Origin of the sequence: Pseudomonas chlororaphis subsp. chlororaphis, assembly GCF_003945765.1 — a bacterium.
Classification (GTDB): Bacteria; Pseudomonadota; Gammaproteobacteria; order Pseudomonadales; family Pseudomonadaceae; genus Aquipseudomonas; species Aquipseudomonas chlororaphis.
In genome coordinates this window covers 2,045,745-2,072,003 of record NZ_CP027712.1, presented here as the reverse complement: position 1 = coordinate 2,072,003, position 26,259 = coordinate 2,045,745, and the positions used below count along the sequence as shown (strand labels likewise).

Annotated in this window: 29 protein-coding genes, 1 tRNA gene and 1 pseudogene; 8 read left to right on the top strand and 23 right to left on the bottom strand. The window is 61.0% G+C overall.

Annotated features, from left to right (window positions below):
- Positions 1–444 precede the first annotated feature (444 nt).
- Positions 445–1,992: an NCS1 family nucleobase:cation symporter-1 gene (locus tag C4K27_RS09490; RefSeq protein WP_053260250.1), complete on the top strand. Its 1,548-nt coding sequence runs from the start codon at positions 445–447 to the stop codon at positions 1,990–1,992.
- Between the two features lie 55 nt (positions 1,993–2,047).
- A complete protein-coding gene (locus C4K27_RS09485; protein WP_053260249.1) occupies positions 2,048–2,776 on the top strand; it encodes an aspartate/glutamate racemase family protein in 729 nt (242 codons plus the stop codon).
- 58 nt (positions 2,777–2,834) lie between these two features.
- Here C4K27_RS09485 and C4K27_RS09480 read toward each other — a convergent pair whose 3' ends face one another.
- A complete protein-coding gene (locus C4K27_RS09480) occupies positions 2,835–3,758 on the bottom strand; it encodes a LysR family transcriptional regulator (RefSeq protein ID WP_053260248.1) in 924 nt (307 codons plus the stop codon).
- A gap of 127 nt (positions 3,759–3,885) precedes the next feature.
- On the opposite strand from C4K27_RS09480, the gene C4K27_RS09475 reads away from it, so the two are divergent.
- Complete coding sequence (locus tag C4K27_RS09475; RefSeq protein WP_053260247.1) at positions 3,886–4,632, top strand: 3-oxoacyl-ACP reductase family protein; 747 nt, start codon at positions 3,886–3,888, stop codon at positions 4,630–4,632.
- Positions 4,633–4,790: 158 nt separating this feature from the next.
- Here C4K27_RS09475 and C4K27_RS09470 read toward each other — a convergent pair whose 3' ends face one another.
- The 9 genes from C4K27_RS09470 to C4K27_RS09435 form a co-directional block, all read right to left on the bottom strand.
- Entirely contained in the window at positions 4,791–5,486 is a 696-nt protein-coding gene (locus C4K27_RS09470; RefSeq protein WP_053260246.1) for an HAD-IA family hydrolase, read from the bottom strand.
- A 190-nt stretch (positions 5,487–5,676) separates the two neighbouring features.
- On the bottom strand, positions 5,677–6,063 hold the full coding sequence (locus tag C4K27_RS09465) for a hypothetical protein (protein ID WP_053260245.1): 387 nt from the start codon (positions 6,061–6,063) through the stop codon (positions 5,677–5,679).
- Entirely contained in the window at positions 6,060–6,248 is a 189-nt protein-coding gene (locus C4K27_RS09460) for a hypothetical protein (RefSeq protein WP_053260244.1), read from the bottom strand. Before C4K27_RS09460 ends, C4K27_RS09465 begins: the two co-directional genes overlap by 4 nt.
- Positions 6,249–6,290: 42 nt before the next feature.
- Positions 6,291–6,449, bottom strand: a complete 159-nt coding sequence (locus C4K27_RS31180) for a hypothetical protein (protein WP_164523761.1) — start codon at positions 6,447–6,449, stop codon at positions 6,291–6,293.
- A gap of 114 nt (positions 6,450–6,563) precedes the next feature.
- A complete protein-coding gene (locus C4K27_RS09455; protein WP_053260243.1) occupies positions 6,564–6,971 on the bottom strand; it encodes a hypothetical protein in 408 nt (135 codons plus the stop codon).
- A 347-nt stretch (positions 6,972–7,318) separates the two neighbouring features.
- Positions 7,319–7,507, bottom strand: a complete 189-nt coding sequence (locus C4K27_RS09450; protein WP_007922997.1) for a hypothetical protein — start codon at positions 7,505–7,507, stop codon at positions 7,319–7,321.
- A gap of 225 nt (positions 7,508–7,732) precedes the next feature.
- Positions 7,733–8,200: a cupin domain-containing protein gene (locus tag C4K27_RS09445; RefSeq protein WP_223815873.1), complete on the bottom strand. Its 468-nt coding sequence runs from the start codon at positions 8,198–8,200 to the stop codon at positions 7,733–7,735.
- Positions 8,201–8,242: 42 nt separating this feature from the next.
- Complete coding sequence (locus C4K27_RS09440; protein WP_053260242.1) at positions 8,243–8,527, bottom strand: hypothetical protein; 285 nt, start codon at positions 8,525–8,527, stop codon at positions 8,243–8,245.
- A gap of 324 nt (positions 8,528–8,851) precedes the next feature.
- A tRNA-Ser gene (locus C4K27_RS09435) sits at positions 8,852–8,941 on the bottom strand.
- Positions 8,942–9,259: 318 nt separating this feature from the next.
- On the opposite strand from C4K27_RS09435, the gene C4K27_RS09430 reads away from it, so the two are divergent.
- The 3 genes from C4K27_RS09430 to C4K27_RS09420 all read left to right on the top strand — a co-directional run bounded on the left by C4K27_RS09430 (position 9,260) and on the right by C4K27_RS09420 (position 11,989).
- Entirely contained in the window at positions 9,260–9,949 is a 690-nt protein-coding gene (locus tag C4K27_RS09430) for a crotonase/enoyl-CoA hydratase family protein (RefSeq protein ID WP_053260241.1), read from the top strand.
- A gap of 214 nt (positions 9,950–10,163) precedes the next feature.
- Positions 10,164–10,886, top strand: coding sequence for a lysophospholipid acyltransferase family protein (locus C4K27_RS09425; protein WP_053260240.1), 723 nt, complete (start codon positions 10,164–10,166; stop codon positions 10,884–10,886).
- Between the two features lie 131 nt (positions 10,887–11,017).
- On the top strand, positions 11,018–11,989 hold the full coding sequence (locus C4K27_RS09420) for a magnesium and cobalt transport protein CorA (RefSeq protein ID WP_053260239.1): 972 nt from the start codon (positions 11,018–11,020) through the stop codon (positions 11,987–11,989).
- 168 nt (positions 11,990–12,157) lie between these two features.
- Here the strand turns inward: C4K27_RS09420 and C4K27_RS09415 are convergent, their stop codons facing one another.
- Positions 12,158–12,583, bottom strand: a complete 426-nt coding sequence (locus tag C4K27_RS09415; RefSeq protein ID WP_081002238.1) for an ester cyclase — start codon at positions 12,581–12,583, stop codon at positions 12,158–12,160.
- Positions 12,584–12,797: 214 nt separating this feature from the next.
- On the opposite strand from C4K27_RS09415, the gene C4K27_RS09410 reads away from it, so the two are divergent.
- Positions 12,798–13,766: a LysR substrate-binding domain-containing protein gene (locus tag C4K27_RS09410; protein WP_053260237.1), complete on the top strand. Its 969-nt coding sequence runs from the start codon at positions 12,798–12,800 to the stop codon at positions 13,764–13,766.
- A gap of 90 nt (positions 13,767–13,856) precedes the next feature.
- On the opposite strand, the gene C4K27_RS09405 is transcribed toward C4K27_RS09410, so the two are convergent.
- The 3 genes from C4K27_RS09405 to C4K27_RS09395 form a co-directional block, all read right to left on the bottom strand.
- Positions 13,857–14,585 carry an amidotransferase gene (locus C4K27_RS09405; RefSeq protein WP_053260236.1) on the bottom strand — a complete coding sequence of 243 codons (729 nt, stop codon included), beginning with the start codon at positions 14,583–14,585 and terminating at the stop codon, positions 13,857–13,859.
- 104 nt (positions 14,586–14,689) lie between these two features.
- Positions 14,690–16,834: a 3-hydroxyacyl-CoA dehydrogenase NAD-binding domain-containing protein gene (locus C4K27_RS09400; RefSeq protein ID WP_053260235.1), complete on the bottom strand. Its 2,145-nt coding sequence runs from the start codon at positions 16,832–16,834 to the stop codon at positions 14,690–14,692.
- 25 nt (positions 16,835–16,859) lie between these two features.
- Entirely contained in the window at positions 16,860–18,065 is a 1,206-nt protein-coding gene (locus tag C4K27_RS09395) for an acetyl-CoA C-acetyltransferase (RefSeq protein WP_053260234.1), read from the bottom strand.
- 687 nt (positions 18,066–18,752) lie between these two features.
- On the opposite strand from C4K27_RS09395, the gene C4K27_RS09390 reads away from it, so the two are divergent.
- A complete protein-coding gene (locus tag C4K27_RS09390; RefSeq protein WP_053260233.1) occupies positions 18,753–19,565 on the top strand; it encodes a c-type cytochrome in 813 nt (270 codons plus the stop codon).
- A 402-nt stretch (positions 19,566–19,967) separates the two neighbouring features.
- Here the strand turns inward: C4K27_RS09390 and C4K27_RS09385 are convergent, their stop codons facing one another.
- The 9 genes and pseudogenes from C4K27_RS09385 to C4K27_RS09345 all read right to left on the bottom strand — a co-directional run bounded on the left by C4K27_RS09385 (position 19,968) and on the right by C4K27_RS09345 (position 26,210).
- The gene (locus C4K27_RS09385; protein WP_009042886.1) at positions 19,968–20,309 is read right to left on the bottom strand and encodes a ribonuclease E inhibitor RraB; all 342 of its coding nucleotides are present in this window, start codon (positions 20,307–20,309) and stop codon (positions 19,968–19,970) included.
- A gap of 222 nt (positions 20,310–20,531) precedes the next feature.
- Positions 20,532–20,789 (bottom strand): hypothetical protein, encoded by a 258-nt coding sequence (locus tag C4K27_RS09380; RefSeq protein WP_007928144.1) that lies wholly within the window; start codon positions 20,787–20,789, stop codon positions 20,532–20,534.
- Between the two features lie 113 nt (positions 20,790–20,902).
- Positions 20,903–21,511 (bottom strand): START domain-containing protein, encoded by a 609-nt coding sequence (locus tag C4K27_RS09375; protein WP_053260232.1) that lies wholly within the window; start codon positions 21,509–21,511, stop codon positions 20,903–20,905.
- Positions 21,512–21,554: 43 nt separating this feature from the next.
- Positions 21,555–21,809, bottom strand: coding sequence for a YkgJ family cysteine cluster protein (locus tag C4K27_RS09370; RefSeq protein ID WP_007928142.1), 255 nt, complete (start codon positions 21,807–21,809; stop codon positions 21,555–21,557).
- 168 nt (positions 21,810–21,977) lie between these two features.
- Positions 21,978–22,490 (bottom strand): hypothetical protein, encoded by a 513-nt coding sequence (locus C4K27_RS09365; protein WP_053260230.1) that lies wholly within the window; start codon positions 22,488–22,490, stop codon positions 21,978–21,980.
- Positions 22,491–22,569: 79 nt separating this feature from the next.
- Positions 22,570–24,008, bottom strand: a pseudogene (locus C4K27_RS09360) (aminotransferase-like domain-containing protein).
- Positions 24,009–24,210: 202 nt separating this feature from the next.
- A complete protein-coding gene (locus tag C4K27_RS09355; RefSeq protein ID WP_053260229.1) occupies positions 24,211–25,023 on the bottom strand; it encodes an OmpA family protein in 813 nt (270 codons plus the stop codon).
- Positions 25,020–25,376 (bottom strand): DUF4398 domain-containing protein, encoded by a 357-nt coding sequence (locus C4K27_RS09350; RefSeq protein WP_009042881.1) that lies wholly within the window; start codon positions 25,374–25,376, stop codon positions 25,020–25,022. The genes C4K27_RS09355 and C4K27_RS09350 overlap by 4 nt, the downstream gene beginning before the upstream one ends.
- A gap of 9 nt (positions 25,377–25,385) precedes the next feature.
- Positions 25,386–26,210: a substrate-binding periplasmic protein gene (locus tag C4K27_RS09345; protein WP_053260228.1), complete on the bottom strand. Its 825-nt coding sequence runs from the start codon at positions 26,208–26,210 to the stop codon at positions 25,386–25,388.
- Positions 26,211–26,259 lie beyond the last annotated feature (49 nt).

The window sequence follows — 26,259 nt, the reverse complement described above, 5'->3', positions numbered from 1 at the left end:
TCCTCCCGGTAAAAATCTTGTACACACAAGTGTCACCACAGGTGCCATTTTTGTGTGCACTTTATGCCTCTACGCCCCAAAAAGTTACACCCTCCTCCCTGGGCCATTCTCCACCGCGCTCACACCCTGCCCCCTCGAAAAATAAATACCTGTTCAATCGGTCAATTTATAGTTTCGTAGTTTCAGTCACTTAGAAAATCTTAAGAACAAACCGAAATTATCGGTCGCTTGCTTAGATTGGGATCTGGCACGGAAGTGGCTTAGGTCGATTCGCATCTTGTATACAACTTAAATAAAAAATACATACACTTTATATCCGCAAGCCGGGTTCCCGAATCCGCCTGCAGATGCCCAGAACCCAGTGATTCCCGGACTGCGCCGAAGACTGCCGAGCCTTGCGCTCAAGCACAGTCAGCGCGGGTCCGCGATCAGGAGCCTGCCGGAATGCGTACCAGTCCTTCCAATAACATCGCACTGGATTTGCCCTCCTCCCATACCCACGCCAACCTCGACCCCAGCATCGCCCAAGGCACCGCTTCGCCGGTCGACCTCAGCCCGCGCCTGCACAACCGCGACCTGGCGCCGACCAAGGTCGAAGGCCGGCGCTGGGGTGGCTACAGCATCTTTGCCCTGTGGACCAATGACGTGCACAACATCGCCAATTACTCCTTCGCCATCGGCCTGTACGCCCTGGGCCTGGGCGGCTGGCAGATCCTCCTGTCCCTGGGTATCGGCGCGGCGCTGGTGTACTTCTTCATGAACCTGTCCGGCTACATGGGCCAGAAGACCGGCGTGCCCTTCCCGGTGATCAGCCGTATCAGCTTCGGCATCCATGGCGCGCAGATTCCGGCGCTGATCCGCGCGGTGATCGCCATCGCCTGGTTCGGTATCCAGACCTACCTGGCCTCGGTGGTGTTCCGGGTATTGCTCACGGCCATCCACCCCGGCTTCGCCGACTACGACCACAACTCGATCCTCGGCCTGTCGAGCCTGGGCTGGGTGTGTTTCGTGGCGATCTGGCTGGTGCAGCTGGCGATCCTCGCCTACGGCATGGAGATGGTCCGGCGCTATGAGGCCTTTGCCGGCCCGGTGATCCTGGTGACCGTTGCCGCCCTCGCCGCCTGGATGTACACCCAAGCCAACGCCAGCATCGCCTGGTCGATCCATGAGCCGCTGAGCGGTGGCGAGATGTGGCGCCAGATCTTCGCCGGCGGCGCGCTGTGGCTGGCGATCTACGGCACGCTGATCCTCAATTTCTGCGACTTCGCCCGCTCTTCGCCCTGCCGCCGGACCATCAAGGTCGGCAACTTCTGGGGCCTGCCGGTGAACATCCTGGTGTTTGCGGCCATCACCGTGTTGCTCTGCGGTGCACAGTTCCAGATCAACGGCAAGATCATCGAAAGCCCGACCGAAATCATCGCCTCGATCCCCAACACCTTCTTTCTGGTGCTCGGTTGCCTGGCATTCCTGATCGTCACCGTGGCGGTGAACATCATGGCCAACTTCGTCGCCCCGGCCTTCGTGCTCAGCAACCTGGCGCCGAAATACCTGACCTTCCGCCGCGCCGGGCTGATCAGCGCGACCCTCGCGGTGCTGATCCTGCCGTGGAACCTCTACAACAGCCCGCTGGTGATCGTGTACTTCCTGTCCGGGCTCGGTGCCCTGCTGGGGCCGCTGTACGGGGTGATCATGGTCGACTATTGGCTGCTGCGCAAAGGCCGGATCAACGTGCCCGAGCTGTACAGCGAGCACCCGCAAGGCGCGTATTTCTACAGCCATGGGGTCAACCTGCGGGCGGTGGCGGCGTTCATTCCGTCGGCGCTGATCGCCATCGTCCTGGCCCTGGTGCCGGGGTTTGCCAGCGTCTCGCCCTTCTCCTGGCTGATCGGCGCCGGCATTGCCGGCCTGCTGTACCTGATCGTCGCCAAACGCCAGCCCTACTATGCGGATGTCAGCGGTGAATCCATCGCCGTCGATAACGTCAGCCACTAACCTTGAACGGCCCGTCTGCGGCGGGCCCCGAATGCCTCAACGATAAGGACAACCCATGCGAATTCTCGTGGTCAACGTCAACACCACCGACTCCATCACCCAGGCCATCGCCCGCCAGGCCCAGGCCGTGGCCGCGCCCGGCACCGAAATCATCGGCCTGACCCCACACTTCGGCGCCGACTCCATCGAAGGCAACTTCGAAAGCTACCTGGCCGCCATCGCCGTCATGGACCGCGTGTTGTCCTACGACCAGCCCTACGACGCGGTGATCCAGGCCGGTTATGGCGAGCACGGCCGCGAAGGCCTGCAGGAGCTGCTCAACGTGCCGGTGGTGGACATCACTGACGCCGGCGCCAGCACCGCGATGTTCCTCGGCCACGCCTATTCGGTGGTGACGACCCTGGATCGCACCGTACCGCTGATCGAGGACCGCCTGAAACTCTCCGGCCTGTACGACCGCTGCGCCTCGGTTCGAGCCAGCGGGCTGGCGGTGCTGGAGCTGGAAGAAGACCCGACGCGTGCCGTGGAAGCCATCGTGCGCCAGGCCGAACTGGCGGTCAGCGAAGACAAGGCCGAGGTGATCTGCCTGGGCTGTGGCGGCATGGCCGGCCTGGACGAACAGATACGCCAGCGCACCGGCGTGCCGGTGGTGGACGGCGTGACCGCGGCGGTGACCATCGCCGAATCCCTGGTGCGCCTGGGGCTGTCCACCTCCAAGGTACGCACCTACGCCACGCCACGGCCAAAAACCATCATCGGCTGGCCCGGGCGCTTCGGGCGCTGAGCCTTCGCCTGTCGCGAGCAAGCCCGCCTCTATTAGGGAAGCGGGTTTGCGCGCCTCTTCAAACCGCGCTGAAGCGTTGCTCCAGGCCCTGCTCGGCGAACTGCTCGATCACGAAGTCGACGAAGGCCCGGGTCTTGCCCGGCAACAGTTTGTGCTCGGCGTAATAGATCGAGATGTTGCCGTCGTCGACGTACCAGTCCGGCAATACCCGCACCAGGGTGCCGGCGTTCAAGTAACCGACGGCGAACGGCATGCTCACCAGGGCCACCCCCAGGCCCTGGGCGGCAGCGGCGCAGGCCGCTTCCGAATCGCTCATGGTCATCCGCGCCTTCAGGCTCAACGGGCTTTGCTGCCGGGTGCGGCTGGTCAGGGCCCAGGAGCGCACCCGCCCGGTCTGTGGCGAGCGGATCAGGATGCCTTCGCAATATTGCAAATCCTCGGGCTGCTCGACCGCCGTGCAGCGCGCCAGATAGTCCGGCGAGGCCACCAGGATGCGGTGGGCCGGGGTCAGCCGTCGCGCCACCACCCCCTGGGGCAGCTCAAAGCCGCCGCCGATCGCCGCGTCGAAACCCTGGCCGATCAGGTCCACCTGGCGATTATCGAAATGCCAGTCCGGGCTGATCTCTGGGAAACGCCGCAGGAATTCGCCGAGCATGGGCACGATGTACAGGCGTCCGAACACCGTGCCCATGCTGACTTTCAGGGTGCCCGCCGGGCGCCCTTCGGCGCTGGCCAGGTTGGCCACCGCGTTCTGGATGGTATACAGGCTGGCGCTGACCTCGCCAAGAAACAGCTTGCCGGCCTCGGTCAGGGTTAGGCTGCGGGTGCTGCGCTGAAACAGCCGGACCCCGAGCCGGGCCTCGAGCTTGGCCACGCTTTTACCCACCGCGGCAGGGGTCAGGCTCAAGCGTCGCGCGGCTTCGGCAAAACTGCCGACTTCGGCGCTGCGCACAAAGCATTCGATGCTGCTGAAGGTTTCCATGGTGCCTCACTATAAACTTCTGGTTTACACAGACTAGAGCAATTCCTATCTACACAGCACCTAATCCGAAGTCGATACTCGACTCCAACCACAAGGCAGCCCGCCTTGGACTTTTTTGGAGAACGACATGACCACTCAATCCCTCAGCGGCAAAGTAGCCCTGGTTCAAGGCGGTTCCCGCGGCATCGGCGCGGCCATCGTGCAACGCCTGGCGGCCGAAGGCGCCGCCGTCGCCTTCACCTATGTCAGCTCTACCAGCAAGGCCGAAGCCTTGCAGGACAGCATCACCGCCGCTGGCGGCAAGGCCCTGGCGATCCTCGCCGACAGCGCCGATGCCGCGGCCATCCGCCAGGCGGTCGAGAGCACGGTCGAAACCTTTGGTCGCCTGGACATCCTGGTCAACAACGCCGGCGTCCTGGCTATCGGCCCGCTGGAAGACTTCAAGCTGGAAGACTTCGACCGGACCCTGGCCATCAACATCCGCAGCGTGTTCGTCGCCACCCAGGAAGCGGCCCGGCATATGGGCGAAGGCTCGCGCATCATCAACATCGGCAGCACCAACGCCGAGCGCATGCCCTTTGCCGGTGGCGGTACCTATGCCATGAGCAAGTCAGCCCTGGTCGGCCTGACCAAAGGCCTGTCCCGCGACCTCGGCCCACGAGGCATCACCATCAACAATGTGCAACCCGGCCCGGTCGACACCGACATGAACCCGGCCCACGGCGACTTCGCCGAAAGCCTGATCCCGCTGATGGCCATCGGGCGCTATGGTCACGCGGAAGAAATCGCCAGCTTCGTGGCTTACCTGGCAGGCCCGGAAGCGGGTTACATCACCGGCGCCAGTCTGACGATCGACGGCGGCTTCAGCGCCTGATTCCTGCGCCCATGAAAAACGCCGGGCCACCCTCATCAGGTGGCCCGGCGTTTTTGTAGCCGCTGCCGCAGGCTGCGATCGACTCCACAGAAGGCGCCGCACTTGAGAGCGCTGAAGCCCTGCCGGGCTTATCGCAGCCTGCGGCAGCGGCTACAGGTTCAGGACCACGCCAACTGAGGCAAACCACAGGCCGCCGGCTGGAACCCCTTCAGCGAACGCAGAATGGCATCGGCATGGGCGTACTTGGCGTCTGCCATCGCCGGATCGGGAATGGCAATCGCGGTCATCCCCGCCGCCTTCGCCGCGGTGACACCAAAGGGCGAATCCTCGAACACCAGGCAATCCTCGGGGGCAACGCCCAGGCGCCGTGCGGCGGTCAGGAAGATGTCCGGCGCCGGCTTGGCCGCGCCCACTTCCGGGTCGTCGGCGGTGACTATGGTGTCGAACAGCGCGAACCAGTCGCCGTGCAAGGTGGTTTTCTGGGCGAAAGACTGGCGCGAAGAACTGGTGCCCACGGCAATCGGCACATTATTGGCCTTGAGGTGCTGCACCAGTTCCTGCGCGCCCGGCATCGCCAGCGCCCGGGGAAAGCGTTCGCGCATAAGCGGCTCGCGAATCACCAGGAACTCCTCGGGCGTGATCGGCAGGTCCAGGGCTTGCACCACATAGCGGGCCAGGTCCGCGGCGCCACGGCCAATGATGTTCTGCTTGATCGTCCAATCGAAGGTGCGGCCATAACGATCGGCGATGATCTGCGTCACCTCGGTGTAGATGCCTTCGGTGTCCAGCAGCAAACCGTCCATATCGAAAATCACGGCCTTGATCGGGCCCACATCATTCAACTGTGCATTCATCGCATCTGATCCGTTAACAAAAAACATCCCGGGGAGCGGCTCAGGTACGGCCAGTTTTTTGCCCGATTAAAGGGTTCAGCAGCATAGCCGCGGCGGATGACGGGGAGCAACCTCAGGCCAGCGCGCAGGCAGACAAAAGCCCGGACAGGCCGGGCTCGCTGGTCTCGACATCATGAGTGAACAAAGCACGCTAGCGTCCTGCCCGTCCGCTGCCGCCTCCGGGACCGCCGGTGCCACCGCCCGCGCTGCCGGTTCCACCACCGGCACCGCCACCGCCACCGCCACCGCCACCGCCACCGCCCATGATGGAACCATTGACGCCAGTGGAGCCCATGCCGCCGCCCTGACCGGAAGAGCCGCGCGACTTGTCGGCCCGTGAACGGCTGTCCGTGACACCTACACCATTCCCGCCCAGGGCTCCTGGTCGCAGCATGAGACCGTTGCCGGAACCGCCCTCGAACGACCGCAGCGAAGGATTGGCCGGGGCCCGTCCGTCAGCGGATTCTGCCAGGCTGGAGAAACAGAAAATCGACACCAGGGCGACCAGCACCAGGCTCAGCAGTTTTGTGCGGCTCACGACGCGCCTCCCGGAGCGGTGCGCCGTTTGCCCCTGGCCGCCTTGCGCTGCGGCTCGGATCGAGACAGCTCCTGTTCGGCGTTGGCATCCGGGAGGATCTGCTCGGGAGTCAGCGCATCCGTGGGGGAAGGCAGCGGATATTCGGGCGTGTCATCCCGGTCGATAGGTTTCGGATCATGCTTCATAGGCACCTCACACCGGTCATGCCGGCGTGCTGGAAGCAGACTTCACGAGCCCTTTTCCTCCGACTCGTCTGCCTCATCGTCATCGCTCAGCGGGACCAGGGCGTCATCCATCAGCGAGCCTGGGTCTTCATTGCCCGGATCGTTGACCAGGGGCACGCCCGAGGAGTCGTCTTCTTTCTTGCCAGCAGTTTCCGGAGTCATGGCAAACCTCGTCGACACAATGTGTCCGTCATTGAATTCGAGGGGCTGGAGCGCTATTCGTTCCCATAAAAAAGCCCGGCACGAGGCCGGGCTTTTTTACGCACTGCTGCAGAATCAATCGTGCTTGTGTTTATTCTTGTGCTTTCTGCCGCCGGAGTGATGGTCATCGTCACCCATGCTGCTGCCCAAAGCACCGCCGGCCGCGCCACCCAGGCCTGCGCCGATGGTCGAGCCGGTTTTGCCGCCCAGCTTGTTGCCGATCACCGAACCGCCGGCCGAACCCAGGCCGCCACCGATGGCCGCTTCGGTCCGACTGCCTTTACGGGCACCGACTGCACTGCCGGCAGCGCCGCCAAGGCCCGCACCCACCGCGGCGCCCGTGCTGCCGCCAATCTGTTGTCCCACCACATTGCCCAGCGCGCCACCCAAACCGCCGCCGACCGCAGCAGTGCCATCACCGGCGGCCATCGCACCTTGAGCAGCCAGAAGCCCCAAAACCAGAGCAGGCAGTGTTAAACGCATGATGTAAACCTCGAAAAAGATGCTGGAGAGTCATTCTATAGCGGTGTCTGACTAAAGCTGAGCGGCGACAGCAGAACGCTGTGATCCTTTTAGTCACAGTGTTGGACCGTTTTTGCGCAAAGAGTTTTCATCCAGGCAAAAAAAAGCCCGCTGGGGAGACGGGCTAATAGGATTTGCTTTAACGGATGAGTCGAGCCTACGCAGTCGTTTGTGAATAAATTGTGAAAACCCCGCTCCCCTGTGCAACGGATAAGACGAAAGGTCCAACTTCATTCAAATCAATCGCGGCGGCCCATTGTTCAGGTAACAAAAACCCCGCCCGGAAGCGGGGTCGTTCGGTATGAAGGCTACCTTCTCTTAGGAAGCGCCGCTTTCGGGAAAAACTTTGTCTGGGTCACCCTGGGTAATGCACTGGCCCTGGTCTTGCCAACCGACGCCTTGGCCGGTGGCTCGCTGTCAAACGCTGCCTGACCGCAGCGCACCAGGTTGTTGATTGGGAACTCATCCCCGTTGTCCTCGATATAAGGATCGCTCATCTCCCTGCTCCCTCCAACAACCGGTCGATACCGGCAAGCACCTGACTGCCTAGAAAATATCGACCGTCACGGCGTTTCAGACTAGACGGTCATTTAAGGACCTGTAGTTCACAAAGAGAAAAGACCGACGAATGGCCCAAGCTGGAGTTCTTCGTCCAAGGGTGTGGATCGTCGTTGAAAAAGGAGCTGATGGTGTGCATCAGCTCCTTTGCGACTGTGTTTCGCCTAGACCTTACGAGCGTAGTTGCTGGCCCCGAACCAGTCGACCACCACCACGGTTTCATCCCCCACCACCCAGGCGTCATGTCCCTTAGGCAGGGAGGTGATATCACCCGGCCCGGCGATGATTTCGGTGCCGTCATCCATCAGGATCGCCAGCCTGCCGGCCACGTGATACTGAAAATGCGGTGCCTGGCAACTCGGTGTCTGCGCCAGCGGTTTAATGTCGTTCGACCAGCGCCAGCCCGGCTTGAACGTGAAGCGTCCCACTTCACACTGACCGATCTTCAGGATCTCTGCCTTGCCATTGGAAAACTCGCGGGTCTCATCCGGTTCGGAGAAGGATTTATGCTCGGTGACCTGTTCGTGCGTGGACATGATGGTGTTCTCGATTGAGTAGCTGCAAAGCCTGCCGACGCCGGCAATATCACCCCGCGCCCGCAGACAACCAGCATCGCCCCACTCGATGCGCATGACCATTCTAGACCTGAAAGCGTGGATCGCCTGCGACAAACGCTAAACGTAAGGTTGCCCGCCAAACCCCCGAGGCAGACGCTGCAACCCGGCCATGGCCGTCAGCCGCTGGGTCCAGGCTGCACGCCAGTCGCTTGCCGCGTGTTCTGCCTTGGCTTTGCGCGCCGCTCGACGTGCCGCATTGCGCTGATTCTTGCGGGCTTCCTTGAACACCTCGGTATTGCGGCAACTGCGGCATTTGACCCGCGCCGGCTCGGTGCTGGATATGAGATTGGAACCCTTGTGGCCGCAGGCCAGATGCCCGGCGACCTTGAAGTGAATGACCATTGCGCGTCTCCTCGTAGCCAGTACGGGGCACAGAAAACCGCACGCTGATGCCCGTCTGATATCGGCGGAAAACCTCACCTTCAAGGTGACCTGACCGCCAGGCTTCGCAGGGGTAACAAAGCCAAAGACCACTCAAGTATCCAGCGTGATCGGATACCTTGCTGGAGCAACCTTGGCTGTTGCGAACTCGTAATGGTTTTGACCATCGCGGGGAAACGGCGTTCAGCAAAGAAGCCGCTCGCCCACTGCCGCGATTAAGCAGCCCCAGAAAGCACAAAACCCCTGGTTTCTCGAGGAAACCAGGGGTTTTGCGTAGATCGAATATGGCGGTTGAGGAGGGATTCGAACCCTCGATACAGTTTCCTGTATACACACTTTCCAGGCGTGCTCCTTAAGCCACTCGGACACCCAACCGTGTCTCGTCAAACCGATTCAGTCTGTCGAGGCGCGCTAATGTAGTCGAAAGCTTTTCTGATGGCAAAGGTTTTTTTGAGAATTTTCATGCGCTTAAGACATTTCTTCGGATTCCGGTACTGCGCTGGCATCAGCGCCATGGCAAACCGGCCAATCTCTGGCCTGGCTGGCAGCTATATAGGAGGGTCGATCCGCGCCCCAAGTGGCCGGCTACGCTTGTCAGGCCAGAAAGGGCTGACTCACCAGTCAGTCACAGCGCTTTACCTGACCTGTGACCGTGGGTAACGTCTGCCCCACTTCAATACAAGGAATTGCGTCATGAGTGAGTTGATTTCTTACCACCTCGAAGACGGTATCGCGACCCTGACCTTGAGCAATGGCAAGGTCAATGCCATTTCCCCGGACGTGATTGCCGCCTTCAATGCCGCGCTGGACCAGGCCGTCACCGATCGCGCGGTGGTGATCATCACCGGGCAGCCCGGCATTCTGTCGGGTGGCTACGACCTGAAAGTGATGACCGCCGGCCCTAAAGAAGCCGTGAGCCTGGTGACCTCGGGATCGACCCTGGCCCGCCGCCTGCTGTCACACCCCTTCCCCGTCATCGTCGCCTGCTCTGGGCACGCCGTGGCCAAGGGCGCGTTCCTGCTGCTGTCCGCGGATTACCGCATCGGCGTCGAAGGCCCGTTCAGTATCGGCCTGAACGAAGTGCAGATCGGCATGACCATGCACCACGCCGGCATCGAGCTGGCCCGTGACCGCCTGCGCAAATCCGCACTGCACCGCTCGGTGATCAATGGCGAGATGTTCGACCCACAAGGCGCGGTGGATGCCGGCTTCCTCGATAAGGTGGTGAGCGTCGAGGAACTGCAAGGCGCCGCCCTGGCCGCCGCGCGTCAGTTGAAGAAGATCAACATGACCGCCCACAAGAACACCAAGCTGAAAGTGCGCAAGGCGCTACTGGAAGCCCTGGACAACGCGATCATCCTCGATCAGGAACACCTGGGCTGAAGCCTGGGCCCGCCGCCCACCAGCCCGACCTGCGCGTCGGGCTTTTTTATGCCCGCACCACGAGAAAGACTGTGCGACGCTCTAGTTCGCCGCTGAGCAAAGAGTCGGAAACATGCGCTTAAACATCGGCCATCTTCTCCTTCTATACAGGTAATTGCCGAAAACAGTGCACATCCGTACACTGCGCCACCTTTTGTCCCCGGTGGGCCTGTAGATGCTGTATCTGTTTCGTATGTTATTGATGGGCCTGCATTTTGTTGCAGCGGGGATTCTCGGCGTGGTGCTGGGGCTGTGCCGCCCGTTCAACCCGGATAACAGCCGCCTGTGCGCGCGCCTGTATGCCTTGCCGGCCATGTGCATTCTGCGCCTGCGGGTCAAGGCCGAAGTCGGGCCGCTGATGGACAAGCCCAAGAGCTGCGTGATCATCGCCAACCACCAGTCCAACTACGACCTGTTCGTGTTCGGCAACGTGGTGCCCCGGCGCACCGTGTGCATCGGTAAAAAGAGCCTGAAATGGGTGCCGCTGTTCGGCCAGTTGTTCTGGCTGGCGGGCAATGTGTTGATCGACCGTGGCAACGCGCACAAGGCGCGCCGCTCGATGTTGACCACCACCCACACCCTGCAACACAAGGACACCTCGATCTGGGTCTTCCCGGAAGGCACCCGCAACCTCGGCGAGGACCTGCTGCCGTTCAAGAAAGGCGCCTTCCAGATGGCCATCGCCGCCGGCGTGCCGATCGTCCCGGTGTGCGCCAGCAGCTACATCCGCCATATGCGCCTCAACCGCTGGCGCAGTGGCAGGATCCTGATCCGCTCGCTGCCGGCGATCCCCACCGCCGGGCTGAGCCTGGACGACATGCCGAGGCTGATCGAGCAGTGTCGCGAACAGATGCGCGAATGCATCGAGTCGATGGACCGCCAGCTACAGGCCGTCTGAAAACAGCCCGCCGCGTGCGGGCTTGTTTATTGCCGGCGAACTCCACCCAACAGGCTGACTCTGATCAGTCATGGGGCTAAGCTGCACGAAGTCTCATTCCTCATTTCGATAAGAAGAAGCGAACAGGAACCATGGGTAGAGTTGTTGCCGCCGCAGTCTACAGCGCGGGTAAAAGAGTCACGGACATCACCCTCGACGAAGGGGCGGCCTGGGCCGCCAAACCCGGGCACTTCGTCTGGATCGGCCTCGAAGAACCCAACGCCCAGGAACTGGCCAATCTGCAACGCCAGTTCAACCTGCACGAACTGGCCATCGAGGACGCCCTGGAAAAACACAGCCGGCCGAAACTCGAAACTTTCGGCGACGCGCTGTTTATCGTCACCTACTCCCCAGTGCGCGAAGCCGGCAAGCTGGAGTTCATCGAAACCCATATCTTTGCCGGCAACGGCTACATCATCACTGCCCGCAATGGCCACTCCAAATCCTATGGCTTCGTGCGCCAGCGCTGCGAGGCACGACCGCTGCTGCTGGAGCACGGCGAAGACTTCGTGCTCTACGCGCTACTGGATTTCGTCACCGAGAACTACCAGCCGGTCAGCGAAGCGATCCATGCCGAGATCGACGAACTGGAGCACAGCGTGCTGTGCAGTTCGCTCAACGAGCGGGATATCCAGCACCTCCACAGCCTGCGCCGCGATGTGCTGCGCCTGCGCCGCTATGTAGCGCCAATGGTGGAGATCAGCGAAGAGCTGCAGAAGCTCAGCTTCCCCTTTATCGACAAGAACATGCGCCCGTACTTTCGCGACGTGCAGATCCATGTCACCCGGCAGATGGAAGACCTGGCGACCTTGCGTGACATCGCCAGCCAGACCATCGAGATCGGCGTCCTGCTGGAGGCGTCGCGACAAAGCGTGGTGCAACGCAAGTTCGCCGCCTGGGCGGCGATCCTGGCGTTCCCGACCGCAGTGGCGGGGATCTACGGAATGAACTTCGACAACATGCCCGAGCTGAAGATGCACTACGGCTACTTCGGTGTGCTGGCGTTTCTGGTGCTGGGCTGTACGGGGTTGTGGGCGAGCTTCAAGCGCTCGGGGTGGCTGTGAATCAAGAGTCGCCTTGGGCAGCGACCGTAGAGCGACAAGCTGGAGCTGGGCGCAACAACCCGGCTCGGCTCACGCCCACCATCAGGCTAAGATGAACCGGGTTATCTTTTTTGCAGGACGAGCCAACACCATACCGTCAGTTTTGAATTGCATGGCTGCATGCATTTCTTAAGTGTATTCAACAATTCCAAGTTGCCTGGCCATGAACAATTCGTTTCGTTCTACTATCTCTTCAACGATCTTGCCTGAATCGTTGAAACGGAAATAAGTCAATGCCGTCCAGGTTACATCCTTACCCCGCACATCAAAACCGTGCCATGTGTTCGACCCACGAGCGTGATGGGTCAAATGAACAACGACCACATCATCAGTAACAACCTCTTTGCTGAATGTGGTGGTTATTGATTCATATCGTTCCAGCACATGTTCACGCAAGGCCCGCTTGAAGTTGCTAACACCACGAATGGGAGCGTCGCAGTCGGGCCTATGCACAATGACATCGGCATCGAAGTACTCAAGTACTCGTTCAGCATCTTTGCCATCTACGCAATATTGAAAATACTTTTTTACGACTTCCAGTTTTTTGGCGCTCACTGGGCAAACTCCTCTCACGGTTAAAAGCCTAAATATTCCCTGGTTGAGCAAAGTGCCGAGAAGTACTTGCGATCAATATATAAATCACGCGTACAACGTCGTATCAAAGTGTCGACCAAGGCAGAACGATCATGTCCGAATTCATTCTAGGGAGGGTTTTGCTATCCGTAAATTCACATTATATTTAGTGTGATATCAGAAAATGGAATACCAAATGAAACTCGACAGGCTTGAACGATGGGCGACGGTAAGGCATTTCCGCTTAGCGATTGCACTGGTTGAGTACGGCAGCATCTTGCATGCGGCGCGCGCACTTCATCTTTCGCAGCCCACGGCTACCAAGCTGTTGCAGGATCTGGAGGAAGCGGTGGGCGCCCCGCTCTTTATCCGGGGCCGCCGAGGCGTGATGCCTACGGAGCTTGGGCAAGCCTTTGTCGATCGCAGCCGGATGGTCCTCACCCAGATCGACCATGTTTCGCACGCAATCGACGCGCTGGGCAGAGGCTATGCCGGGCGGGTCGCGATAGGTTGTGTGCTCACAGGATCGAGTTACCTCGTACCCGCGGCGATCGCACGACTCAGGTCATCCCGTCCTGACATCCGGATCAAAATTGTCGATGGGGTGAGTACTGAACTCACCCCTCGGCTCATATCAGGCGAACTTGATTTCCTGATTGGAAGGCTGTCCGACGTTAATACCAGCGCGGTTGTGGCTCAGGAGGCTCTATTCAGCGAAAACGCCATTATTGTTGCGAGACGGGATCACCCATTTGCCCAGCAACCCGACGTCAAACTTGAACAACTCGCTCGCGAGGCGTGGCTGCTCCCACATACGGAAACAACCTTGCGCAAGCAATTCGATAATATTTTTTATCGGGAAAATATCGATCCGCCCCATGCCACCATCGAAACGGTGTCCATGTTCAATATTCTTTGGTTACTCAGGCAGACGGATCTTCTGGGCATTTTGCCGCAGTCGGTGGCATTTGATCCGGCATACCGCACTGAGATTGTTCGTCTGCCCGCTTTCGAACCACTGGTATTGGAGCAGATTGGCGTCTCTCGACTTTCCGGCGTCGGATTATCCCCGGCCGCTTCCGCCCTGGTGGAGGCCCTGAGGGAGATCATGCGCAGTACCTCGGAGGTTTTAGCAGGTCTGCGAGACCTCACCCCCCAAGATTGAAAACACCTCCGCAGAACGCAATGCAGCTGCTCGCCTACAAGGGCTTTGAAGTCTTTGTAGAAGCGAGCTGCTCGCGATGCGCTTAAAGATTCAAACCGATCCGGTCTGCGGCTTGTGCGCCACAAAACGCATCATCCACTCGGCAACGGTGCTGCCGTGATGATCCCGGTCCAGGCTGGCGATGCCCTTTTGATAGATCTGTTCGCCCAGGTGCTGCTGGCGCAGGTCCAGCAAGGCCCGCGAATAGTCGTGGATAAACTCCGGGTGGCCCTGGAAGCACAGCACCTGATCATTGATGTGATAGGCCGCGAACGGGCAGAAATCGCTGGAAGCGATGACCGTGGCGTTTTCCGGCAAGGCAGTCACCTGGTCCTGATGGCTGATCAACAGCGTCAGCTCTTCCACCACCGGGCTCATCCACGGCGCCCTGGCCGCCAGCTTGTAGTTGTGGGTACCCACGCCCCAGCCCTGGGTCGCACGTTCGCTCTTGCCGCCCAGCAGCAACGCCAGCAACTGATGGCCAAAGCAGATGCCCAGCAGTTTGTCGCCGCGCTTATAACGCTCCAGCAGGTAGGTCTTGAGAGTTTGAATCCAAGGGTCGGTACCAAAGGAGTCGGCCTTGCTACCCGTGACCAGGTAAGCGTCGAAGCTTTGGTCGTCGCTCGGGTAGTGGCCCTGCATCACGTTGTAGACGGTAAATTCGGCAGCGATGGGCTGCTGTGAAAACAGGCGCTGAAACATCTGCCCGTAACCCTGATATTGATCGACCAATTCTGGACGCAGGATGTCGGTTTCCAGAATGCAGATGCGTAGCGACATAAAAAATACCTGACACGTGATGGGAATAATGAACACCCCAGAGCCTGCCTTGAAACGCCCGATCAAGGCAAGCCCCGCGATGCATCACTTCAATCCCTTCAGCCTCAGAACAACTGGCCCTTGGCGGCCTTCTCCAGCAGCAGCGCCGGCGGCGCGAAACGCTCGCCATATTGCTCGGCCAGGTACTGGGCCCGGGCGATAAAGTCCTTCAGGCCGTACTGGTTGATGAACTGCAAGGCCCCGCCGGTCCAGGCTGCGAAGCCGATACCGAAAATCGAACCGATATTGGCATCGGCCGTCGAGCGCAGCACGCCCTCCTCCACACAACGCACGGTTTCGATGGCCTGCACGAACAACAACCGGTCGCGCACGTCCTGCGGCGAAATCTGCCCGTCGGCTTTCTCGAAGCGGGTTTTCAGTTGCGGCCACAAATGCTTCTGCCCCCCGGCCGGGTAATCGTAGAAACCACCGCCCGCCGCCTTGCCTGGGCGCCTGTACTCATTGAGCAGCAGGTCGATCACGGCGAAGGCCGGATGCTCCGGCAACGGCTTGCCTTCGGCCTGCAGGTCCTTGGCAGTCTGTTGGCGGATATGGCTCAGCAGGCTCAGGGAAACCTCGTCGCAGATCGCCAGCGGGCCGATCGGCATGCCCGCCTTGCGCGCCTCGGTCTCGATCATCGGCGCGGCCACACCCTCACCGAGCATGGCAATGCCTTCGTTGGTGAAGGTACCGAACACCCGCGAAGTGAAAAAGCCGCGGCTGTCGTTGACCACGATCGGGGTCTTCTTGATCTGCTGGACGAAGTCGAAACCGCGCGCCAGGGTTTCGTCGCTGGTCTGCTCGCCCTTGATGATTTCCACCAGGGGCATTTTTTCCACCGGGCTGAAGAAATGCAGGCCGATGAACTTGCCTTGATCCGGTACGGCCCTGGCGAGGCCGCTGATCGGCAAGGTCGAGGTGTTGGACGCAATCACCGCCTGTGCCCCCACCACCTGCTGCGCCGCCGCCGAGACCCTGGCCTTGAGCTCGCGATCCTCGAACACCGCCTCGATGATCAGGTCGCACCCGGCCAGGTCGGCGTCCTGCTCGGTGGTGCGGATCCGCGCCAGCGTGGCGTCACGCTGTTCGGCGCTCAATTGGCCACGGGCGACCTTCTTCTCCAGCAGCGCTGCCGAATGGGCCTTGCCCTTCTCGGCCGCCGCCAGGCTGATGTCCTTGAGCACCACCTCGATGCCGGCCACCGCACTGACATAGGCGATCCCGGCGCCCATCATCCCGGCACCCAGCACCCCGACCTTCCTGGTCACATAGGGCGCGTAGCCTTGGGGCCGGGAGCCACCGGCATTGATCTCATTGAGCTGGAACCAGAACGTGCCGATCATGTTTTTCGCCACCTGGCCGGTGGTCAGCTCGGTGAAATAGCGGGCTTCGATCAACTGCGCGGTATCGAAATCGACCTGGGCGCCCTCCACTGCCGCACAGAGAATTTTCTCCGGCGCCGGCAGGCAGCCCTGGGTCTTGCTGCGCAGGATCGACGGCGCGATGGCCAGCATCTGCGCGACTTTCGGGTGCGACGGCGTGCCCCCGGGGATCTGGTAGCCAGCCACGTCCCAGCGCTGTTTGGCCGCCGGGTTGGCGACAATCCACGCCCTGGCCTTGGCCAGCAGGTCGTCGCGGTCGCTGGCCAGTTGGTCGATCAGGCCGGCTTTCAGCGCCTGCTGCGGTCGGACCTTCTTGCCCTCCAGCAGATACGGCAGGGCTTTTTCCAGCCCCAGCAAACGCACCATGCGCACCACCCCGCCACCGCCCGGCAGCAGGCCGAGGGTCACTTCCGGCAGGCCGACCTGCAGCGACGAATCGTCCAGCGCCACTCGGTGATGGCAGGCCAGGCAGATCTCCCAGCCACCGCCCAGGGCCGCGCCGTTGATCGCCGCTACCACGGGCTTGCCCAGGGTCTCCAGGGCCCGCAGCTGGCCCTTGAGAGTCAGCACCATGTCATAGAAGGCCTGGGCTTCGGGCTTGCCGACCTTGATCAATTCATTGAGGTCACCGCCGGCGAAGAAGGTCTTTTTCGCCGAAGTGACGATCACCCCGGCAATCGATTCCTGCTCGGCTTGCAGGCGGGCCACGCAAGCGGCCATGGCCTCGCGGTACACCGCGTTCATGGTGTTGGCGCTCTGGCCCGGCATGTCGATGGTCAGAACGACGATCTGGTCCTGGCCCTTTTCGTAACGGATGGCTTGGGTCATGAAAGTGTTTCCTTGAAGTCAGGGCTCAGAGGCGTTCGATGATGGTGGCGATACCCATGCCGCCGCCGACGCAGAGGGTCGCCAGGCCGTAACGCTGGCGCCGCGCTTCCAGCTCGTCGAGCAAGGTGCCGAGGATCGCGCAGCCGGTGGCGCCCAGCGGGTGGCCCATGGCGATGGAACCGCCATTGACGTTGACCTTTTCCGGGTCGATGGCCATGTCCTTGATGAACTTCAGCACCACCGAAGCGAAGGCCTCGTTGACCTCGAACAGGTCGATGTCCTCGACCCGCAGCCCAGCCTTGGCCAGCGCCTTGCGCGTGGCCGGCGCCGGCCCGGTGAGCATGATGGTCGGATCGGTGCTGGTGACCGCCGTGGCTACGATCCGCGCCCGTGGCTTGAGGCCCAGCGCCTGGCCCTTGGCTTCGGAACCGATCAGCATCAGCGCCGCGCCATCGACTATCCCTGAGCTGTTGCCCGGGGTGTGCACGTGGTGGATCCGCTCGACATGGCTGTAGACCCGCAAGGCGGTGGCGTCGAAGCCCATCTGGCCGATCATCTCGAAGCTGGGCTTGAGCTTGCCCAGGCCTTCGAGGGTGGAATCGGCGCGTATGAACTCATCATGATCCAGCAGGACGATGCCGTTCTGGTCCTGCACCGACACCAGGGACTTGCTGAAAGCCCCCGCCGCCCTGGCCCGCGCAGCCTTTTGCTGGGACTGCAGGGCAAAGGTATCGACATCCTCACGGCTGAAGCCTTCCAGGGTGGCGATCAGGTCCGCGCCTATGCCTTGCGGGGTGAAATGGCTGTGCATATTGGTTTGCGGGTCGAGCACCCAGGCACCGCCGTCGCTGCCCATGGGCACCCGCGACATCGACTCGACGCCGCCGACCACCACCAGGTCCTCGAAGCCGGAGCGCACTTTCATCGCCCCCAGGTTCACCGCCTCGAGGCCCGAGGCGCAAAAGCGGTTGATCTGCACTCCGGCCACGCTGACGTCCCAGTCGGCGACCAGCGCTGCGGTCTTGGCGATGTCGGCCCCCTGGTCGCCAATCGGCGTCACGCAGCCGAGCACGATGTCGTCGACCTGGCTGGTGTCGAGTCCGGTACGCCGCTGCAGGGCATCGAGCAGCCCGGCCAGCAGGTTCACCGGCTTGACGCTGTGCAGGGCGCCGTCGGCCTTGCCTTTGCCACGGGGGGTGCGTAATGCATCGAATATCAAAGCCTGGGTCATGACGTCCTCGAACCGCTGTGCAGATGAATGATGACAGGGCTCCCACTCTTGGCCTCGAGGGCCCCGGATTCAATGACCGATGCGCTCACTGACCTTGACGGTCACGCTCAGACGAACGGTAGTGAGCTAATGGATTCCGCCCGCCGCATAACGGAACTGTCTAGACAAAGGCCGGGCAAGAAGATGGCAATAAGCCTCATGCGTTTTTTAAAGCATCCGCCTATTAGCTGATATGAAATGGATCTAAGCCAAGGGTTACAAGGCCCCTAAGGTAGGAACTGTAGGCAGTGAATCGTTGCAGCCGGGTCTTGCCGGTGCACGTGTAAGAAAAGGGACACATCGCCTGACCAGAGTGAAGCGGCAGGCATGCATTTGATGTTCAGGAATAACAACAAAAGGCATTCAGCCATGTTCAAGCATTCGAAAGTCCGTCAAGCGGGGCTCATTCTGTTCGCAACCACCTTGCTTCTGATTTTGCCGAATCTCACCAAAGTGATCGGCTAGATGCGTGGCCATCCCGTCACGCAATTGCATCTTTGTGCTCCGGTTCGCTACCGGGGCAGGCGCTTGTATGCCACTCTTTCTGACGCCGCGGCCACGCTGAATCAGGGTGTCGTCGCACCTATCAGAAAACTGGAGACAGGCCGTACGCGGTGCTCTCCACCTCAGCGACGGAACAGCGATCAATTGAAATCTCTTATCCTCCTGTGCAGCGCCCTGCTGCTCACCACACCCGTGCATGCCGCGCAGCTGACCCTGGAACTGGGGGCCGGCAGTCGCACCTGGCAGACCGAAGAACTGCTCAAGCACCCTCAGGCCCGGACCGTCACAGTCAAGGATGACGTGTCGTACAAACGCGACATGAGTTACCGCGCGGTGCCGATCTCGGCCCTGCTCACCGGCATCAAGGCTGATGACCATCTGCAGGCTGTCGCCCTGGACGGTTTCGCCGCCGAGTTGCCCGCCGCCCCCCTGCTCAACCAGGACGGCGCCCAGGCCTGGCTGGCCATCGAAGACCCGGCCAAGCCCTGGCCGCCCCTGGCTGAAGGCAAGCACAGCGCCGGGCCTTTCTACCTGGTGTGGACCAACCCGCAGGCCGGTCATATCAGCCCCGAGCAATGGCCGTTCGAAGTGGCGAGCATCAAGCGCCTGGCGCCGGTGGCCGAGCGTTTCCCGGCCCTGCGCCCGGACCCCAAACTGGCAGACGGCGACCCGGTGAACCAGGGCTTCGCCCTGTTCCAGAAGAACTGCCTGGCTTGCCATCGCCTCAACGGCGCCGGCGACTCGCAGTTCGGCCCGGACCTGAATATCCCCTACAGCCCCACCGAGTATTTCGGTGCGGACCTCCTCAAGCGTTATATCCGTGACCCACAGAGCCTGCGCCGCTGGCCACAGGCGAAGATGCCGGCCTTCGCAAGCAGCGTATTGCCGGATGCCGAGCTGGAGTTGCTGGTGGGGTATCTGAAGCATATGGCGGGACGTAAGCAGCCTGGGCAATAAAGCTGGCTTGGGGAGATGCTGTCCAGAATGCCATCGCAGGCAAGCCTCGCTCCTTACAGTCGGGCCTGCTCCCCGGCAAGCGCTCCATTGCAATGCAGTGGCTATCGACGGCATAGCCAGACTTGATTTCACCGCTTGGGCAAAATTGCGCAGAATTTGCTGCAACAGCGCAAACGACTTCAGCCCCCAAGGTGCGCAGTCGATGCCTCCCTTCATGGCGCCAATGGCAGCCGGACCCAGAATGTCCCCGACCGGTTTCCTCTCCTACCGGTCTTCCCTTTTGGCCACCCTCAGCGGGTGGCCTTTTTTTACCCACTTTTTTTTGTAGGATCCCGGGGGCAGAAACGAAATCGGCCGACCCGAAGGTCAGCCGATGCTGAGTCTTGACGCTATTCATATGCACTAAACGAGTCGCCCTCGAACCTCCTGCTTCACGCCCCAACCTTCAATGATCCCGCCCAGGGGCGCAACCACCGCTTCAAAGTCCTGCTCGAAATCGCCGATGCCGCCGTAGGTGGCGTACATCACCTTGCTCAGCTCCAGGTACCAGGCGCCGTCATCGCGCACGCTGACCTGGGCATTCAAGGATTCACCGCGGAACTGCCCTGCCGCCCTGCGTGCCCGCTCCTCGTCCGGAAAAATGGCGTAGAACTCGATGGGATGGAATCGTGAAAAGTCGAAACCGCCTTCTTTCATGCGGCGCAGCACGCTGCTGCTGATGTCTTCTTGATAGGCTGTGCTCATGAAACGTCCTCCTCAAACCGATGGATAGACTTTCCGTACTCCCTTGCCTGTCACCGCACGGTGCAGACTTGCGGCGAGAAGATCGCCGCCAGGAAACAAGCATGTAGCTGACAAGACCAGACCTTAGCGATTCATTCGCTGATCTCGAATGCAGAGTAGCGCCAAGACGCAGGCGCTGCCAAGGTCTGGGTTAAAGCTCGGTGGAGCTTTGCGCATTAAAGATTAAATCGGCGTAATGCTGAGGATTTGAATGCTGTTCTGATCTTTCAGGCTCTTGAGCGTAGGGTCGTCGGTGCGCCCTTCCAGGTCGTTGAGGTCAAGCTCGGCCGGAACCGGCAAAAGCTTTGCGCGAATCAATTGTGCCGCCTCCTCCATGCTGGGCTGCTGCTCACAGTCGAACTGCTCGACTGACTGGACACCATGATCGTCAACGAAAGTGACTTGCCACTTTTGCATCAGTGCCTCCTTGATGAAGCCCATGGATGGACTCACAAGATGTCGACCCTGAAGAACCAATGATCGTTCAAACCAAAGGCCCGGCGGCGCCATTAAAAAAGGCTGCCCTGGGGCAGCCTTTTCGCAACGATCGACGTTTACGGTTTCTCGGCGCGCGCCTTCAAGGCCTTGAGGGTGTTGAACGGCGCATCCACGACAAACTTGTTGGCCAGCCAGGACGGCACGCTGCCGCCCGGTTCGGTGTGCACCTGATAGGTCACTTCGACCTGGTCCGCGCCCTTGGGCACGAACTTCCAGAAGCCTTCGACCTGGGCGACACGCACGAAACCTTTCTCCTCGGGAAGGTAGGTCGGTACGCCTTCGAGCTTGCGGGTCAGGCTGCCATCGGCCGCTTCGTTGGTGGTGACGTGCAGCACCGAATCACGCGGCGTAACTGGCCATGGGGTGTTGAACTGGGTGTAGGTCCAGCTCTGCTCACCTTCGTGCTTGAGCAGTTTCTGCGACTTGCACTCGTGAATCCAGGCGCAGGCGCCCGTCACGTCGTCCTGCAGCGCGCGCAGCTTGGCCACGCTGGTTTTCATGGTGGTCACGCCCCGGTAGGCCTTGTATTTGGAGCCGGCCACTTCACTCAAGGAGACCTTGATGCCGTCTTCATCCTTGGCCGTTTGCCAATCTTCGGCGTGGGCGGTTGCCGACAGCAGAACGGTCAACCCACAGAGCACAGCAATTCGATGCAGCGAACCCATTGTCTTATTCCTTATTGTTGAAGTTCCGTTCATTGAAAACACTTCACGCCGCCGTCACTTGCTCCCACCAGCCCAACAAGCGGATAGCCTCTTCCCGACTGCCGCCGCAGACTTCGACATCGGCCTGGAACGCACCACAGACGGCGGGCCGTTCGGGTTGGCCGAACAAACCGCACAGCAGTTCGACAGAAAGATGGATGCAACGTTCTCCGGCCGGTTTGCCATTGGGCATTCCGGGAATCGGGGTACTGATGGAAGGGGCAATGCAACAGGCGCCACAGCCTTCACGGCAGTTCATGACGACAAGCTCCTCGCGACGGGCAAAGTATTGAAATGACGCGGACTAGAGTAACCGCTAAAACAGCCGTTTGAAATTGGCCGCCCACGGGTTTTTACGCTCAGGCTCGCGTGACTGACCAGTCTCCGACAAAGCGTCAGGGCTGCGGGTCACAGTCAGGATGAGGGTTTACTGCTTGAATTCGAAATCCAGCGCCGCGCCTTCCACATCACGCCGTTCGTCATTGCGCAGCTGCAACTGCATTTCGTTGCTCAGCAAGCGGCCGTTGAGTTGGAACGGACTGTCGTCCTTGGGTTTCTCGCCGAACATCGGCGGCAGCAACGGGGTGCGCTTGGGCTGGTTGACCGAACCGATCGGCTGCAATTGCTTGACCATTTCCGGCGGCAGGCTCAGATCCACATTGGCCGAAGGCAAACGCGTCTTCACGATCTCACTGGCAGGCTTGGACTTGGAAGCGATCGGCGCGCGCCTTTTCTGTACCTTGGCCTTGGGCTTGGCCTTGCTGGTCGCTACCGCCTTCTTTACCGGCGCGGCTTTCTTGGCTGCCGCGGTTTTCTGCGATTTACTCGCGGTGGCGCTTGCCGCGACCTTTTCCTGGGCCGGAGCCGCCAGAACGCTGGCCGTGCCGAAAGCACTCAATACACTGACCAATACCCAGGCAACAGGAAAAATCGCTTTCATAGAGAGACAACAGGATCGGCGGCAAAGAGCCATATGCTCGCCTGTTGACCGCGCGAAAACAAGCGCGGTAACCGATCCTTCAAAAACCGCCCGCAGCCTCCTGGCACAGCTGGCTGGCCAACATGCCCAGGGTCATCAGTGCCCGTTCGGCCTCGCGATTCCATGGGGTACCGCAGTTGAGGCGAATGCAGTGGTTGAACTGCTCGGTATTACTGAAGATCAGCCCCGGCGCGATACTGATGCCCTGCTGCAATGCCCGGACATGCAATTCCTGGGTATTGACCCGCCCCGGCAGGCTGACCCAGAGAATGAAACCACCGTTCGGACGGGTAATCTGCGTGCCCTCCGGGAAGTACTGCTGCACCGCCAGCTGAAAGGCACTGAGGTTCTTGCGGTACTCCTGGCGGATGAAACGCAGATGCCGGTCGTAACCGCCGTTCTCCAGGTAGGCCGCGACGCCCATCTGCGTGACACTGCAGGCCGAATGAGTGCTGAAGGTCTGCAAACGCTGGATTTCCTGCTGGAACTTGCCGGCAATCATCCAGCCGATGCGCACGCCAGGTGACAGGGTCTTGGAAAAGCTCGAGCAATAGATCACCCGATCCAGCCGGTCATAGGCTTTCAGCGCCTTGGTACGACCGACCTCGAACATCAGTTCGCCGTAGATGTCATCTTCGACCACCTGGATATCGAAATCCGAGGCCAGGCGCAGCAGTTGTTTCTGCCGCTCTTCCGGCAGGTGCCGCCCAGTGGATTGCTCAGGCGCGTGGTCAACACCAGGGCCTTGATCGACCACTGGTTGGCCGCCAGTTGCAGCGCTTCCAGGCTCATGCCGGTGGAAGGGTCGCTGGGAATCTCGATGACCTTGAGCCCCAGCAGGTCGGCCAGTTGCAGCAGGCCGTAGTAAGTCGGCGACTCCGCGGCGATCAGGTCGCCCGGGCGGGTCAGCACGCGCAACGACATCTGCAGGGCATCCACGCAGCCGTGGGTGATCACCACTTCAGAGGGGTCGACCACCACGCCAGCGTCGCGCATGCGAATCGCCACCTGTCGGCGCAACGGCTCGAAGCCGGGGCTGAACATGTAGCTGAAGGCGCGCGGGCTGTGGAAACGGGTGACCTTGGCCAGTTGCTGGTGCAACGCCCGCACCGGCAGGTAATCGACGCTCGGCACCGCGGCGCCCAGCGGAAACACGCCTTCACGGCGCGACTCCACCAACACTTGATGAATGATGCTGCTGCGCGTCACCAGGCCAGGCCGCTCGACCCGGGCGATGTCCGGGGTCGGCGCGGTCAGCGCCGGGGTCTGGTGCACGTAATAGCCCGACTGCGGACGGGCGCGGATCAGCCCCTGGTCCTCGAGATTGGCGTAGGCCTGGAGCACCGTGGCATGGCTGACGTTAAGCTGGGAACTCATCTTGCGTACCGAGGGTACGCGTTCCCCAGGCTGGTACACACCACGACGGATATCTTCAGCCAGCTGCTGAGCGATACGTTGATAAAGCAAGAGATTGGTCATGACGCTGCACTCGATTTCACCGGCATTTTATTCTTGTGGATGACGATACCGGAACAGTTCATAAGTGTACTGGGACAGTTGCCACAATAGTCGACCGTACAGGGCAGTGTCAGCAAAAACTGTACTGTTTTGTGTGCCAATCGTCAGGCACAAAAAAACCCGGCTCCGTGGGGGAAACCGGGTTGTCTTGAGCCGCCGCGTCTTAGCGCGCGGCGCCCAACTGGCCTTTCTCGTCGGAGAAGACGATTTCCACCCGACGGTTCTGCGCCCGCCCACGTTCCGAGGCGTTGGCCTCGACCGGGTACTCATCGCCATAACCTTCGACCTGGACCCGTTTCTCCTCGACGCCCAAGTCCACCAGGATATCGGCCACGGCCTGCGCCCGGTCGCGGGACAGTTTCAGATTGCTCTGCTTGTCGCCGGTGTTGTCCGTGTAGCCCTCGATCCGCACCACACGCTTGGGGTTCAGCTGGAGAAACTGCACGACTTTGAGCACGGTACGATTGGCCGAGCTCTTCAGCTCCGCTTCGCCGGTGTCGAACAACACATCGCCCAGGGTCATCACCAGCCCGCGATCGGTCTGGGTCGTGGCCAGGTTGATGATCTGCTCTTCCAGCCACTTGCCCTGCTGCTGCACGCTCAGCAATTTGGCCTCGCGCAGGGCCAGTTGCAGGCGCTGGCGTTCGAGTTCGAGCTTGGCCGCCTGCTCCTGGTTCAGCGCCTGGTTGGTGTGCTCGCGGGCGATTTCGCTGTAGCGCTGGCTAAGGTAGGCGTAGTGCACCACATCCGAACCGCTGCCCCAGTAGCTGGACAGGCGATCGGCCCGGGCCAGGGACTCACCGGCGCGGATCACATCCTTGGGCGCGATGCGCAGCACATTGGAATCTTCCTTGACCTTCTGGAAGTCCTCGCCGGCCTGTTCCAGCGCGGCTTCACTGCGTTGCCCGGCGCAGCCGTAGAGGCCGGTGCAGGCGATCAGCAGCACGCCACTCAATACCTGGGTCAGACGAATCATTGGGCATCTCCCAACTGCTTGCGCAGACGAGTGATGCGAGTCTGGACGAGGTTCAGCTGTTCCTGGCTTTTCAGGGTCAGGACCCGCGCCTCGGCCAGGCGCGCATCCAGCTCCGCCTGCTCGGCACGCATGCGCGCGTGCTTGAACGACTCTTCCTGCATGTTGCGTTGGGCACGGGCGAATTTGTCCTCGGCCAGTTTCATTTCCGGCACATCCTCTGCCGTGGCTCCCACGGCCTTGGCCTGGGCCAGGGTTTGTTCGGTCAGGCGCATTTGTTCATTCGGCGCCGGATCGGCTGCGCAACCCGCCAGAGCCAGGACGGCCAGGGCAGCGAAAAGAGGTCGAATACTCACTAGAAATCCCTACTGTTTGGGGGTGCTGACAGGTTGCTGCAACTGTGCCTTCCAACGCTCGAGATTGCGCTGCAGCACGGCTTCCGTCAGACCGGACGCGGGCAATTCTGTCATCTTTTTCGCCAACTGTCCGCGCAACCATGGGTCGTTGCAGGCGGAGTTGTGCGAGATGGCCAGGAACAGCCCAGGTTTGTCGGCAGGCTGCGGGAATGCCAGCAGATCGTTGGCCATGCCCAGCGACTGGGCCAGGGCCATGCCGGCGTAACGTCCGGCCAGTACGTACTCCACCTCCCCCAGCAACAGTTTCTGGAATGCCTGGGTCAGATTCGGCATGCGGGTCAGGCTCAATTGCTCCTTGGCGAAGGCGTCGAAGGACGGCGTCAGGCGCGCCCTTTCCGACAATGCGCCGGTATGCCCATGCAGGTCCGACGGCTGGCTGTAGCTCAGCGTCGAGCCCTTGCGGGTCCAGACCAGGAAATCGTTCTCCAGCAGCGGCGGATGAATGTAGTCCAGCGCTTCCAACTCACTCACCGTCAGCGGCGCGTCGGCCAGCATGTCCATACGCCCGCTGCGCACTTCGTCCAGGGCGGCGGAGCGTTTGCCGGCATACAACAACTCGACCTTGATCCCCAGTTCCTGCGCCACGTGTTGCAGCAGTTCGGCGCTGGCGCCAATCAGGTGGCTGGGGTCCTGCGGGTCGCGCCACAGATACGGCGGGGCATCCGGACTGCCGGTCACCACCAGGCGCTCGCATTTACCGGCGGCCATCGACGACAACGGCATCAGTGTCAGCCCCAGCAGCACTGACAGGCCACCCAGGCGGCGCAAATCCATGGCGAAATTCTCCCACTCAAATCCCAGACAATAAAAAAGCCCGGCCAAA

What these genes read in the sequence shown, in the direction of transcription:
- C4K27_RS09355 (WP_053260229.1), bottom strand. Translation starts at nt 25,023, where the DNA reads ATGATTCGTCTGACCCAGGTATTGAGTGGCGTGCTGCTGATCGCCTGC.
- C4K27_RS09370 (WP_007928142.1), bottom strand. Translation starts at nt 21,809, where the DNA reads ATGAACTGCCGTGAAGGCTGTGGCGCCTGTTGCATTGCCCCTTCCATC.
- C4K27_RS09380 (WP_007928144.1), bottom strand. Translation starts at nt 20,789, where the DNA reads ATGGGCTTCATCAAGGAGGCACTGATGCAAAAGTGGCAAGTCACTTTC.
- C4K27_RS09475 (WP_053260247.1), top strand. Translation starts at nt 3,886, where the DNA reads ATGACCACTCAATCCCTCAGCGGCAAAGTAGCCCTGGTTCAAGGCGGT.
- C4K27_RS09470 (WP_053260246.1), bottom strand. Translation starts at nt 5,486, where the DNA reads ATGAATGCACAGTTGAATGATGTGGGCCCGATCAAGGCCGTGATTTTC.
- C4K27_RS09400 (WP_053260235.1), bottom strand. Translation starts at nt 16,834, where the DNA reads ATGACCCAAGCCATCCGTTACGAAAAGGGCCAGGACCAGATCGTCGTT.
- C4K27_RS09395 (WP_053260234.1), bottom strand. Translation starts at nt 18,065, where the DNA reads ATGACCCAGGCTTTGATATTCGATGCATTACGCACCCCCCGTGGCAAA.
- C4K27_RS09485 (WP_053260249.1), top strand. Translation starts at nt 2,048, where the DNA reads ATGCGAATTCTCGTGGTCAACGTCAACACCACCGACTCCATCACCCAG.
- C4K27_RS09490 (WP_053260250.1), top strand. Translation starts at nt 445, where the DNA reads ATGCGTACCAGTCCTTCCAATAACATCGCACTGGATTTGCCCTCCTCC.
- C4K27_RS31180 (WP_164523761.1), bottom strand. Translation starts at nt 6,449, where the DNA reads ATGACTCCGGAAACTGCTGGCAAGAAAGAAGACGACTCCTCGGGCGTG.
- C4K27_RS09420 (WP_053260239.1), top strand. Translation starts at nt 11,018, where the DNA reads ATGGGTAGAGTTGTTGCCGCCGCAGTCTACAGCGCGGGTAAAAGAGTC.
- C4K27_RS09450 (WP_007922997.1), bottom strand. Translation starts at nt 7,507, where the DNA reads ATGAGCGATCCTTATATCGAGGACAACGGGGATGAGTTCCCAATCAAC.
- C4K27_RS09430 (WP_053260241.1), top strand. Translation starts at nt 9,260, where the DNA reads ATGAGTGAGTTGATTTCTTACCACCTCGAAGACGGTATCGCGACCCTG.
- C4K27_RS09385 (WP_009042886.1), bottom strand. Translation starts at nt 20,309, where the DNA reads ATGAGCACAGCCTATCAAGAAGACATCAGCAGCAGCGTGCTGCGCCGC.
- C4K27_RS09455 (WP_053260243.1), bottom strand. Translation starts at nt 6,971, where the DNA reads ATGCGTTTAACACTGCCTGCTCTGGTTTTGGGGCTTCTGGCTGCTCAA.
- C4K27_RS09405 (WP_053260236.1), bottom strand. Translation starts at nt 14,585, where the DNA reads ATGTCGCTACGCATCTGCATTCTGGAAACCGACATCCTGCGTCCAGAA.
- C4K27_RS09345 (WP_053260228.1), bottom strand. Translation starts at nt 26,210, where the DNA reads ATGGATTTGCGCCGCCTGGGTGGCCTGTCAGTGCTGCTGGGGCTGACA.
- C4K27_RS09460 (WP_053260244.1), bottom strand. Translation starts at nt 6,248, where the DNA reads ATGAAGCATGATCCGAAACCTATCGACCGGGATGACACGCCCGAATAT.
- C4K27_RS09365 (WP_053260230.1), bottom strand. Translation starts at nt 22,490, where the DNA reads ATGAAAGCGATTTTTCCTGTTGCCTGGGTATTGGTCAGTGTATTGAGT.
- C4K27_RS09410 (WP_053260237.1), top strand. Translation starts at nt 12,798, where the DNA reads ATGAAACTCGACAGGCTTGAACGATGGGCGACGGTAAGGCATTTCCGC.
- C4K27_RS09445 (WP_223815873.1), bottom strand. Translation starts at nt 8,200, where the DNA reads ATGCGCATCGAGTGGGGCGATGCTGGTTGTCTGCGGGCGCGGGGTGAT.
- C4K27_RS09425 (WP_053260240.1), top strand. Translation starts at nt 10,164, where the DNA reads ATGCTGTATCTGTTTCGTATGTTATTGATGGGCCTGCATTTTGTTGCA.
- C4K27_RS09375 (WP_053260232.1), bottom strand. Translation starts at nt 21,511, where the DNA reads ATGGGTTCGCTGCATCGAATTGCTGTGCTCTGTGGGTTGACCGTTCTG.
- C4K27_RS09440 (WP_053260242.1), bottom strand. Translation starts at nt 8,527, where the DNA reads ATGGTCATTCACTTCAAGGTCGCCGGGCATCTGGCCTGCGGCCACAAG.
- C4K27_RS09480 (WP_053260248.1), bottom strand. Translation starts at nt 3,758, where the DNA reads ATGGAAACCTTCAGCAGCATCGAATGCTTTGTGCGCAGCGCCGAAGTC.